Here is an 11,730-nt window from a genome sequence, read left to right as displayed (position 1 = left end):
AGAAGGCACATTTCATGAAAACAATTAGTATTGTAGTGCCCTGTTATAATGAAGAGGAAAATGTTCAGGCGATGGCTGATGCGCTTCGCGAGACATTTAAAAAGGATCTTCCAGCCTATCGCTATGAGATCCTTTTTATAGATAACGATTCAAAAGACAGGACAAGAGAAATTATCCGAAAGCTTTGTGCAGAGGATAAGGGGATTAAGGGAATTTTTAATGCAAAAAATTTCGGACAGTTCAATTCACCGTACTATGCTATGCTCCAGACAACAGGAGATGCCACAGTACTGATGGCTGCCGATTTTCAGGATCCGGTTGAGATGATCCCAAGGTATGTAAAAGAATGGGAAAACGGATATAAAATTGTAATTGGAATTAAAAAGTCCAGCCAGGAAAATAAATTGATGTACTGGCTTCGCGGCTGTTACTATAAATTAATCAAGAAACTTTCTGATGTTGAGCAGATTGAGCAGTTTACAGGTTTTGGTCTTTATGATAAGAAGTTTATCAATGTCATGAGAGAGCTTAACGACCCAACACCATTTTTAAGAGGAATCGTAGCAGAGCTTGGCTTTAAACGAAAGGAAATCCCTTACGAGCAGCCAAAGAGGCGTGCAGGAAAAACAAGCAATAATTTCTACCGTTTATATGATGCTGCAATGCTTAGCATTACTTCTTATACAAAAGTAGGACTTAGACTGGCGACCTTTATAGGTATGACAGTTGGCTGTATCAGTCTGGTAGTTGCAATTATTTATCTGATTTTAAAGCTTTTATTTTGGGACAATTTCCCAGCAGGTATGGCACCGCTTTTAATTGTTACTTGTCTGCTTGGTTCTATACAGCTGTTCTTTATCGGATTAATTGGTGAATATATTATGAGCATCAATGATCGTGTAAAGAAGCGTCCGCTTGTTGTGGAAGATGAACGTCTGAATTTTTTAGACGAGAAAGAAAAAGAAAATGAGGCAGATGACAAGGAAGCAGAAGATGGCTGCAAAAATCAGAAAGCCGAATGAGAGGAATAAAAATTGGAATTTGACAAGACAACACAAGATGCGCTTAAACTGATTCATGAGGGAAATCATATAATTTTCCGTGAGGTAGGGCGCGTCTGTGAGAAATATCATTTGAATTATTTTTTAGACAGCGGAAATCTTATAGGTGCTGTGCGTGAGAAATCTGATATTCCGTGGGATGATGACGCGGATATCGCTATGACAAGAAAAGATTTTGAGGTATTTCGCAAGGTAGCACGTACCGAACTAAAGGATGGCTTTGTCTATGTGGAGCCAGATGAATTAAATGGTGCATTTTATGATTTTGTGCCGCGTGTTGTGATGCTTGATTCAACTATGCGCGAAAATAATGCAGAGCAAAAATATTATGGAAATGGCATTCATAATCATATGCGAACAGATATTTTTATAGTGGATGATGTTTCAGACAACATGTTAAAGCACAAATTTTGTCATGCTTTATTGATTCTTGTGTATGGCATGTGCATGGGACGCCGTTATAAGCTTGACCTTTCAGAGTATAAGGGTGCATCTAAGGCAGTAGTTGCTATTCTTTCTGTAATCGGACGCATCTTCCCTGTAAAGACACTTGTTCATTGGTATGATGCAATCAGCAAGATGGAGCGCGGTCAAAATAAAAAGCATAAGCGCTGCTACTACAGCAACTGCCTGTTTCCAGATCTGGGAAAGATTTATCAGGCGAAGTGGTTTGACCATGCAGTTGATTTAGAGGTTGATGGAGAGAAATTTCCTGGTCCTTGCGGATATCATGAGGCGCTTACAATGCTTTATGGCGATTACATGACACCGCCGCCTCCGGGAGACAGAGAGCTTGTTCATTGTGATCCTAAATTTGTCACATTATCATACAGCGAAAAGGGAGAGAAAAATTCATGACAGAAAAGCAGCCAAAAGCAAAATCAGGCTTACGCCGATTTGCGGGGGATATGGTTTACAGTCTTGCCGGGCTGATGATTTTGAATATGACGCTTTCTTTTGTGGTATATCCGTTTTTAAGAAGCCGTATGGGTGCTGAAGGAAGCGGAAAAATGTTGTTCTTTACAGCAATCATGGGTCTGATGGCATCGGCAGTTGGTTCTGGAATCAATTATGGCCGTATGAAAGCTTCTACACGTCATGAGACAAAAAATGGTGATTACAATCGCTTTCTTGTATTCACAGCACTTTTATGTGCGATTGTCACTGTAGTGGCAATTTGTGTGAAAAAAGATACAGCAGGTGCTCTTCCTATTTCTATTGGCGTACTTATTTTTGTGACAACAGTGCGCTATTATGCAGATGTAGAATATAGACTGAGCTTAAATTACAGAGGCTTTTTCTTCTATTATCTTTTTATTGCAGTAGGTTATGCGATTGGCATGGCGCTGTATGGAATTAGTCATTCCTGGGTAAGCATCTTTATTTTAGGAGAGGTGTTTGGACTGCTGTTTGTCACAATCACAGGAAGCATCTTTAAAAAGCCATTTTTTAAAAAGAGTCAATTTTTCAGGGAAGATGCAAAAACATGTGTGTCACTGTCATCGGCATATCTGCTGTCAGATTTTGTAACATACACAGACCGTGTTGTGCTTCCTATGACAGCCGGAGATGCAGCTTCCTATTATTTCTTTATTGCAAGTACTGTCGGAAAGATGAGTTCTCTGATCTCAACACCGTTAAATGGTGTTATCACAGGTCATCTTGCACGCTATCAGGGAAAAATCACAAAGAAGATGTTAACTGGTGTATTTGCTGCATTGTCAGCGCTTGCAGTTATATTGATTGCTGGAACAACACTTGGTTCTCATATTTACGTATATCTCTTTTACAGAGAGGATTACAATGTAGTAAAAAATCTGTTTTTGCTGGCAAATGCCGGACAGGTATTTTTCTTTATGAGTAATACAATGATGACAGTTGTGCTTAGATTTGCACCAGAGCGTTATCAGCTGATCATGGGTGTGATTTATGCAGTATTGTTCTTTGCAGCAGTAGTTCCTGCTATGTACCTTTACAAAATCTGGGGTGCTGTATGGGGACTTCTTGCAGTCAATGTCGTTAAGTTCTTATTAATTACAATGCTTGGCTTTTTGGCATTGTCAAAAAATGAGCGAAAAGAAAGGGTGTGAAAAAATGAGTCAGAAACATCAAAAGAGTCAGGCACGTAGTATTTCAGTAAATGCAATTGCTGAAAAGCCGCTTCTTATCTGGGATTATGTAGCATTTGCTGCAATCGCAGTCTTTTGCTTTTTAGTTTTTCAGCAGTCCGATCTTTTGCATACGGCAGGCTGCAGCTACGGTTATTTAAATGGTCATTTCCGTGATTTTTATGATTATTGCGGAACATTTGATATTCATCCGGCATACATGCCAAGCTTTTATCTTATCTTTGCCATCTGGAATATTCCGATGCGTCTGTTTGGCGTCGTGACATTTCCAACGGAAAATCTGCCTGTTCTTGCTATTTTATGGGCAAAGCTCTTACCATGTCTGATCTATGTGGCAAGCGGTGTGTTGATTTATCATATTGCCATCCTTGCCGGAATGGGCAGCAAGAAATCAAAGCTTTGTGCATATGCATGCCTTACTATGCCAGTTGCTTTTTATGCGCAGTTTATCTTTGGCCAGTATGACATCATCATGACATTCTGTGTACTTCTTGGCGTTTACTATTATTTAAAGAAGAAGGACATTTGGTTTATTTTCTGGTTTGCCATTGCGATGACATTTAAATATTCAGCGCTGTTAATCTTTGCACCGCTTCTTTTATATCGTGAGAAAAATGTATGGAAGATTATTGCATCCTGCGTGCTGCTTATGGTGCCATTTGTATTGGAGTTTTTTGTTTACAGAAACAGCCCGGTATTTCAGGCATATGTGTTTGGATTTGGCGGAAATGCAGTCAGCAGTCCGACAGGCTACATCATGAATGCAGGATACTATACAGGATTTGAATTATCAACATTCCATTATGAGGTCAGCTTTGCTGTTTTGGCATTTGGTACATTGTGCGCATGGTGTTATTTCAATAAGCCGACAGATGACAGAAATTTCGTTAATACGATATTTTATATCTGCTGTCTTGCCTTCTTTGTACTGTTTGGTTTGTCAAAGTGGCATCCGCAGTGGCTGCTGTTTGCCGTACCATTTTGGGTTATCAGTTCATTCCTTCATAAAGATACGAAAATTTTTATGATTTTGGACTTGATTTTTATGTTAGTTTATACCATATTTAATGTACAGATGATTCCTAACAATGTAGATCAGGCGATGTTTAATAACGGCATCTTACGATCTCTTGTAAATGGAAACATCGGTACTGAGCTCATGATGGAGGATTTGATTGCAAAGCTTGATAAAAGTCTTTGCCTGTCAATTCTTACAATGATGATGCTTGTATATGCTGTATTTAAGCATCCAAAGTATTGTGCACAAAATCCTGCACAGGAAGTCAATTGCATGGGTTGGATGCGCACTCGCTTTATTGGTGGTGTTGCAATTTTTGTCGTTCCGGCATTTGTGTGTCTGATGGCATATTTCAAAGCACCATATGCGGGATATAAAGTTGAAAATGTGTACAGCCAGGTACAGCTTTGTGAGCTTGGTGATGAGGTGAGCCAGACGTTCTGTGCAACAGGCAATTCAATTGATAAGATTCGCTTTGTCGCTGGTGTCAATGATCGTGTCAACAAAGGATACGTGAAGCTGACAGTAAAGGACAGTGATGATAAAATTCTTTATGAGCAAGATTGGGAAACATCAGGCTGGCTTGAGGATCGCATCATTACGGCGAACTTAAATGGGGTGCCGACTACACCGGGTGAATATTATACAGCGGTGTTTGAAGTGACACAGGCAAATGGTGATTATGCCGTATCCATCTATCGCTCAGAGGATAATGTAACAGGTGACAAAAAGGAGATCGCAGAGGCTGATGGAAAGAAGCAAAGCTATCAGCTTGAGATGATCGTCTATCAATAAGCAGAAAGGCGTAGGTGTTTTATGACACAAATTGAATTCGTCACAGAGTTAGAGCAGGCGCTTCGTGGAAATGTGGAAGAGCGCATCATTCAGGAAAATGTAAGATACTATAATGACTATATCAGTGAGCAAAGAGCAGCAGGAAAGTCTGAGGAAGAGATTTTTGCTTCACTTGGAAGTCCGCGTCTTATTGCAAAGACGATTATTGATACCTCCGGTGAGGCAAGCACGCAGGGAAACAGCCGTGCCGGAAGCTACAACTACAGCACAGATTCAGACGACAGTTCAACTGGCGGTGATGGCTGGAGCTTTAGCTGGATGAAAGAGACTGCATCCAAGAACTGGGTGACAAAGACCATTGCGATTTTAGCAATTGTAGCAGTTGTTTTTCTTGTATTAAGCATTATCTTTAAGCTCGTAGCAATCCTATTCAAACCGGCAGTTGTTGTACTGGCAGTGGCAGCCGTGTATTATCTGGTGAAAAATTCATCAAATAAATAAAAAACGTGACAGAAAAAATGTGACGTAAAAGCATGATAGAAAACATGCAAAAAACATGAGGAAAATGTCATGCATAAACAAACCTTCTGGTGCCATACTAGATGTGAAGGCGAAAGCCTTTTTCAATCTAGTTACACATCAGGAGGTTTTTATTATGAGAAATTATAGCGATTCAGAAAACAGTTACAACAAGAAGGAACAGGATTCATATCGAAATCAGGCGGTAAACTGCCACAGTACAAAGGAAGAAAATTCTGCAACTAACTGTCACAGAGATAAAGACACATCAGAGAAAAATTCAAAAGACGAGTGGAAGAATGCCAGTAATTCCAGAAATGCCGCAAAATCCTATCAGGCACGAAATGCAGCCGATAACTGCAAGAGACAGTAATATGTAAGAGTATTGCGAAGAGTAGTTTTAGAAAACGGGCGCGAGAATCCTTGAGGATTCCTGCGCCCGTTTCCTTTACATATTCGTAAACGTGCAGAAATAATATTGACACCAAATATGATACCATATATAATATAGATAGGAGGTATTCAAAACCGAGGCATGAACCTATTAAAAAAGTGTATGTAGAGATGGTAAAACAGATTGTGGAAAGTGAGGCGGTAAATGATGAAAACGCTGAATGATTATTTGATAATGAACTATCGTATGGAAATTGTAGAGGATAAGGATGAGGGCGGTTTCGTGGTTTCATTTCCAGAGCTTCCGGGATGTATCACCTGTGGAGAAACAGTAGAATCCGCTGTTGCAAATGCTTTGGATGCTAAGAAGGCATGGTTAGAAGCTGCCATTGAAGATGGTATCGAAATTCACGAGCCGGACAGTTTGGAGGAATATTCAGGACAATTTAAGCTTAGAATACCTCGCAGCTTGCATCGTTCTCTTGCAGAACATTCCAAGAGGGAAGGTATCAGCATGAATCAATATTGCGTGTATCTTCTCTCAAAAAATGATGCAGTATATTCAAAATAGTAGTTGCAGACAGCAGTTTCAATCACCATAATGAAGTAACTTGCCGAGGAGAAATAATACATGATAGGAGGTGTATCGTTATCGGCGCAAAATATTTGCTAGTTTTCGTATGCAGTCTACTACAAATATTCCTGACAAAATATGATATTTCAGTTGTCCCAAAGGACCATTCAGAAAGCTATCGAAGTCCGTATGTGGTTCAGGATGCAGCTGAGATGGGAATTGAGTTAGTGCCAAACCGCAACGAATTTATGAGTTATTCGATTACCAATCATACAGATCAGTACTTGGAGTGTTCTCATTGGCGAAAACTCGAAATTTGCAATGACAGTGAATGGTATGAATTTTGGGTTGAGTCAAAAAATTCTGATTAAATGTAGAAGAAATGCCGCCTGCACCGACAAAAAAGATCTGTGCAAGCGGCATTTCGAATTACTTTCTCGGAATTGAATCCTTCACTTGATTTTCTCATACTGCTGATATAAAATATAGATGAAAGAATTGTCTATACAAAGAATGAAAACAAGTCGTGGAGGGAAATTTAAGTGATAGAAAGAATATTAAAGATAGTATATGTTTTCACTATGTTCATTAATGTGGGATTGTATGGTGTTAGCTTTATTTTGAAATTAAATGTGATCCCAATTCAAGTGGACTTGAGTGGATTAAGTGCAGTTGAAAAAAGAGAAATGCTGTCGAATCTTGCAATCAATTATCCATTAGGGGAAAGTATGTATTATGTTGCAATTGGATTAAGTATTGTGCTAGCAATTGTATTGCTTACATATTTGAATGTCAAATTGGTTTCGTGGAGAAGACGGAAATAAGCTTGATTTATTTTTGGAATTTTTGGATTCTGTAAGTATCTGTTTGAAACTTACAGAATCTTTTTCTTTTATGTGGTGGTATTATGAACTTTATCGGCTCGAAATGTAAGAACGTAAAGTTAGCGCAGATTTTAAGCGTAACGTTGAAATTGGTCCGTTTGGTAGTATATGGAAATAGATAGGAGTATGTGAATTGTTGTAAGAAGAAAAGATTCTGTGAAGAAAAACAAAAACTGAAAGTGACAAAACTGTCACCGAAAAGTAAGGGAATTGTCATGTTACTAGTTTAAGATAAACACATCAAATAAAAAGTTATCAAACAACAAACGATCAAACAAACGGGAGGCGATAACGATTGAAAAGTAAGAAAAAAATGAAGCGAAAGAGAATGAAAAAAGGAATGTTACTGGCGGAGCTATATCGATTGTTCACGGTGAGGCGATTGATGACGGGACTCTTTCTTGTTGCCATGATTGCAGTCATTTCCGTGTCGGATTTGATTTCAATTGATTCGATCAGTTGGCCCGCAGAGTTAAAGCAAAGTATTTGTGATCAGCTTCAGATCACGTTGGTATTTGATCGGTATAAGTCCTTGTATGTAATTGCGGCAAGTATTTGTACGGTGACAACCTTTCCATCCGACATTAAAAATCATGTTTTACCTTATATTCGGCAGCGAACAGATTTTGATAGCATGATGAATGCAAGATTGCTTGCGATTGCAGCTTACATAATTGTTACCATGATCACGGGATTTTTGCTGGCCGGCGTATTCCTGAATCCATTCATGACGATTGAAACACGTGGCAGTTCATTGTATGGAATTTTTCAGCCACTTATGAACAGCAAGGCCGCATGGATTTACCTGGTTCTCATGAGCTTTAATCTTGCAATGTCTATTATTCCAGTGTGCTATCTTGCAGCGGCAGTCGCCATTTTGAAACCAGATGAGTATGTAGCAGTTGGAGCGGGCTTTTTTGTGTTTTATCTTTTGTTTTATTTTACGGAGGCGCTGCCATGGATGTTTTCTTACAGTTCACTTACATCCGAACCGGGAAGAGCATCAGTTGGTGAAGTAATTTATCATGTCGTATTTTTTACGATTTGTTCGCTGGCGGCAGCAAAGTGTGTGAAAGCTGTGATGCAAAAGCGCTTTTTAAATGGAATGGATTAGAAGCATTGTATGATTGTATTGAACGTGAAATCGTAGGAATTGTAGTAAGGAGGCATGTATGAGAACGAAAAAACAGATTGAAAAAATGATGATAGGAATGTTTCTTGGCGGTGGATGTCTGCTTTCATCCTGCCATTCAGTTCATATGAGTGCAGAGGATCGTTTACAGGGTGATTATCAGGAGGCAGCTGCAGAGGTAGAACTGGAAACAGTGGAAGAATTAACTGCATTTGCGTACAATGATGTTTCGGTCATTCCATATACAGTAGAAAATATTGCGAGGGGATTTACTGATTTGAGCGATGAAGAAATTGAAAAATATAAGGTATGTGACGAACATGATCAAAAGTCTCTTATTATACCAGAAGAAAGTACGGAGATACAACTGAACTTTGGAGATATTAGTTTTTACTTTTATACTATTGATCCGGAAGATGCATTAAGATATTTGAATATCACACAACCAGAAGATCATAAACGACGATTTTTATTGTCGGAGCTGGCAGAGCGTTTTCCGAAAAAAGATTTCGATCAGTTATCGAGAGAAGAAGTAATAAAGATTTGTGATCAGGCGATGGCCGATGCAGAGATTCCTGCGGTGTTTGAAAATGCATTTGCGATGGATTATGAGACGCTGCGCAAGCTTCAGCAAGATGCCTCAAAACAATATGGAGAGGGCTTTTATTGTGCACCGGGATCGGAATATATCGAAGGGTCTGATCCGTGGAATGGCACATGGAATGTGAAGCAGTGGACAAAAGAGCAGGAAGCTTACTATGTTGTCTATAAGCAGCAACTGGATGAAAAACGTTTTTATTCGCCAATCTTTCCGTGGATAGAGTTGTTTGTCAATGCGGATGGTCAGATTTTTTATGCAAATAGTGGCATGCCAGCGCTTGATCTTTCACAGGCCAAAAAGGAAGAACAGAAAATCATTTCGGCACAGGAGGCATATTCGATGGGAGCAGCCATTTTGCAGAAACAGAAATTGAACCAATCTAAGATTCTCTCTGTAAAGCTGTGCTACAGTCATAAGAAGTATATAAATGTGGAGGAGAAAAATGAGAAAGTAGTAGGTGCTTCTGCCTCCATCATTCCGTGCTGGGAGATTTGCTTTGGCACAGATGTATCAGGGACAAATGTAAATGACTATTTGTATTTGGATGCGGTAACCGGATTGGAGGTGCAGAATGGTATATACTGAAAGAGGCATTTTGAAACGATCTGTTTCGATTATGATGACGAACTTTTTGAAGTGGAAACATGATTATCGTGTATGGTTTGTATTTTTGATGGAGGGCTTTTTGGTAGGTCAATCCATGAGTGGACTGATTCGATATGCACTTTTTATGAAGAAGACGGTAACTCCATTCTTGCTTCCATTTTTGTTTTTTGATGCCTCCATTGCAAATGGGCTGTTAAAGGTGATGGTCTATTTTGGCGTGATTGTGTTGTTTTGCAATGCACCATTTTGTGATACAACGCTTTACAGTGTGATTGCGCGAAGCAAAAAGAAAGCATGGTGGCTTGGAAATTGCTTTTATATCATGGTGGCATCTGCGGTGTATTTGCTTTATTTTTGTCTGATTTGCGCAGTGATATCGATACCAGTGATCACATTCAAACCATTTTGGGGAAGTGTGGTTCAAAGTATCTTGGTGGAAGATGTAGATGTTTTAAATTCATATATGGGAAGCCTGACGTTTTCAAAAGATGTGCTTCAGACCATATATCCAGATTCTGCCCAGTGGATGACCTTTGGGATTGCATGGCTGTCTTTTACGGGAATTGGCTTTTTGATATATGCGGTGAACCAGCTGTCTGGAAAGTATAGATTGGGAAGTATTGTGGCGAGCTTTTTCGTTTTGTTGGATCCAGTGGTGCGCTGGATTGTACTTCAAGCTTATTGGATGTATTATGTTTCGCCAGTCAGTTGGAGCAGCATTGAACACTGGAAGATTCTGGGGATGGAACGGCCATTAAATCAGAACATTATTATTCCTGCAAATGTGATAATCTGTATCGTCTTATTCGTCATAGCCGGTATAGGAACGAGACGAAAGGATATTACCGTATAGCAGGAACGAGAAAAAAGATAGTATCGTGTAAAAAGAGGAAAACAAAAATCGGAGGAAACGGCAATGATTGAAATCGAAAATTTGACAAAAACATTTGGCACGCAGACCGTAATATCGGATGTGTCTGGCATATTTTATCCCGGAAAAATATATGGCTTTGTGGGAAGAAATGGTTCTGGAAAAACAGTGCTGATGAAGATGATACTTGGTTTTATTAAGCCTACGTCGGGAACGATAAAAGTAAATGGAAAACAGGTTGGAAAAGAGATTGACATTCCTGATGATATAGGCGCAATCATTGAGACACCGGGCTTTTTGCCAGAATATTCGGCATTTCAAAACTTGAAGCTGATGGCAATGATTCGCGGGAAAATCACGAGCAAACGAATCCGTGAGACAATCAAGCTAGTCGGATTGGATCCGGATAGCAAAAAGCATGTTGGAAAATATTCACTTGGAATGCGTCAACGCCTTGGCATTGCACAGGCTATCATGGAAGATCCTCAGATATTGCTTTTGGATGAGCCGTTAAACGGACTTGACAATGAAGGTGTGGAGGAGATGCGAAACGTGCTGCTAAAACAGAAAGATCAGGGAAAGTTGATCATTATTGCCAGTCACAGCAAAGAGGATATTGATATTTTGTGTGACGAGATTTTCCGATTCGATCATGGGAAGATTATTGGGCATGAGGTGCGTGGATGAGGTGCAGCAAAGAAAATTGAAACAAGTATGATTTATGATTTGATGTAAAAGCAGTCAGAGCACCTTACTATTTTTAATCAGAAGTTATAAAATTTTTAGGCGAAACCCCAGGGGCTTGCCATTGGGATGAAGCCAAAAAATATTTTTCTAAATCTTTAATGTCGATATCTTCTGAATATAACAGATCTAAAAGCATAAAAGGCACATTTAATTAAAAAAATTATGCTATTATATCGGGAAAAAATCACATTCTTTTAACTTGCACATTGAGAAATTAAAGGAAAATGCCAGTTGACGGATGAAGAACGTGACTGACAATGAATATCATAGTAATAACCATTGTAACTATCAAATGAAACATCCTGTCGTCTGGAGAGCCTGATGTTAAACGATTCTAATTCTTACCAATTATAAAGGTCAGTTAGCAGGCTAAGAAAATTTGTTGAATAATTAGACAATG

The 11,730-nt window shown here is 39.2% G+C and carries 13 protein-coding genes and 1 pseudogene; all 14 read left to right on the top strand.

Features of this window, described 5'->3' with window-relative positions; all coding sequences use genetic code 11:
• The first annotated feature begins 14 nt into the window (after nucleotides 1-14).
• The 14 genes and pseudogenes from LKD48_RS13150 to LKD48_RS13085 all read left to right on the top strand — a co-directional run bounded on the left by LKD48_RS13150 (nucleotide 15) and on the right by LKD48_RS13085 (nucleotide 11,270).
• On the top strand, nucleotides 15-1,022 hold the full coding sequence (locus LKD48_RS13150) for a glycosyltransferase family 2 protein (protein WP_308732232.1): 1,008 nt from the start codon (nucleotides 15-17) through the stop codon (nucleotides 1,020-1,022).
• Nucleotides 1,023-1,034: 12 nt separating this feature from the next.
• Nucleotides 1,035-1,919 carry a LicD family protein gene (locus LKD48_RS13145; protein WP_066560336.1) on the top strand — a complete coding sequence of 295 codons (885 nt, stop codon included), beginning with the start codon at nucleotides 1,035-1,037 and terminating at the stop codon, nucleotides 1,917-1,919.
• Nucleotides 1,916-3,151, top strand: a complete 1,236-nt coding sequence (locus tag LKD48_RS13140; protein WP_308732231.1) for a lipopolysaccharide biosynthesis protein — start codon at nucleotides 1,916-1,918, stop codon at nucleotides 3,149-3,151. The genes LKD48_RS13145 and LKD48_RS13140 overlap by 4 nt, the downstream gene beginning before the upstream one ends.
• Before the next feature lie 4 nt (nucleotides 3,152-3,155).
• The gene (locus LKD48_RS13135) at nucleotides 3,156-5,003 is read left to right on the top strand and encodes a hypothetical protein (RefSeq protein ID WP_308732230.1); all 1,848 of its coding nucleotides are present in this window, start codon (nucleotides 3,156-3,158) and stop codon (nucleotides 5,001-5,003) included.
• Between the two features lie 21 nt (nucleotides 5,004-5,024).
• Nucleotides 5,025-5,504 (top strand): DUF1700 domain-containing protein, encoded by a 480-nt coding sequence (locus tag LKD48_RS13130; protein WP_308732229.1) that lies wholly within the window; start codon nucleotides 5,025-5,027, stop codon nucleotides 5,502-5,504.
• Between the two features lie 154 nt (nucleotides 5,505-5,658).
• Nucleotides 5,659-5,895 (top strand): hypothetical protein, encoded by a 237-nt coding sequence (locus LKD48_RS13125; RefSeq protein WP_118614958.1) that lies wholly within the window; start codon nucleotides 5,659-5,661, stop codon nucleotides 5,893-5,895.
• 155 nt (nucleotides 5,896-6,050) lie between these two features.
• Nucleotides 6,051-6,140 (top strand): annotated as a pseudogene (locus tag LKD48_RS16560) (toxin HicA); the annotation flags it as partial.
• Nucleotides 6,124-6,486: a type II toxin-antitoxin system HicB family antitoxin gene (locus LKD48_RS13115; RefSeq protein WP_262536933.1), complete on the top strand. Its 363-nt coding sequence runs from the start codon at nucleotides 6,124-6,126 to the stop codon at nucleotides 6,484-6,486. The pseudogene LKD48_RS16560 and the gene LKD48_RS13115, both read left to right, overlap by 17 nt.
• A gap of 194 nt (nucleotides 6,487-6,680) precedes the next feature.
• The gene (locus LKD48_RS13110) at nucleotides 6,681-6,860 is read left to right on the top strand and encodes a hypothetical protein (protein ID WP_308732228.1); all 180 of its coding nucleotides are present in this window, start codon (nucleotides 6,681-6,683) and stop codon (nucleotides 6,858-6,860) included.
• A gap of 171 nt (nucleotides 6,861-7,031) precedes the next feature.
• On the top strand, nucleotides 7,032-7,313 hold the full coding sequence (locus LKD48_RS13105; RefSeq protein WP_262536804.1) for a hypothetical protein: 282 nt from the start codon (nucleotides 7,032-7,034) through the stop codon (nucleotides 7,311-7,313).
• Between the two features lie 355 nt (nucleotides 7,314-7,668).
• A complete protein-coding gene (locus LKD48_RS13100; protein ID WP_308732227.1) occupies nucleotides 7,669-8,487 on the top strand; it encodes a hypothetical protein in 819 nt (272 codons plus the stop codon).
• Nucleotides 8,488-8,545: 58 nt separating this feature from the next.
• Nucleotides 8,546-9,691: a hypothetical protein gene (locus LKD48_RS13095; RefSeq protein WP_308732226.1), complete on the top strand. Its 1,146-nt coding sequence runs from the start codon at nucleotides 8,546-8,548 to the stop codon at nucleotides 9,689-9,691.
• Nucleotides 9,678-10,565, top strand: coding sequence for a hypothetical protein (locus LKD48_RS13090; protein WP_294689300.1), 888 nt, complete (start codon nucleotides 9,678-9,680; stop codon nucleotides 10,563-10,565). The genes LKD48_RS13095 and LKD48_RS13090 overlap by 14 nt, the downstream gene beginning before the upstream one ends.
• A gap of 63 nt (nucleotides 10,566-10,628) precedes the next feature.
• Nucleotides 10,629-11,270 carry an ATP-binding cassette domain-containing protein gene (locus LKD48_RS13085; RefSeq protein ID WP_262536796.1) on the top strand — a complete coding sequence of 214 codons (642 nt, stop codon included), beginning with the start codon at nucleotides 10,629-10,631 and terminating at the stop codon, nucleotides 11,268-11,270.
• Nucleotides 11,271-11,730 lie beyond the last annotated feature (460 nt).

It is taken from the genome of Anthropogastromicrobium aceti, assembly GCF_020687335.1.
In the GTDB taxonomy this organism is placed as follows: Bacteria; Bacillota; Clostridia; order Lachnospirales; family Lachnospiraceae; genus Anthropogastromicrobium; species Anthropogastromicrobium aceti.
The sequence above is the reverse complement of the archived record's forward strand: the minus strand, read 5'-3'. Positions and strand labels throughout refer to the sequence as shown.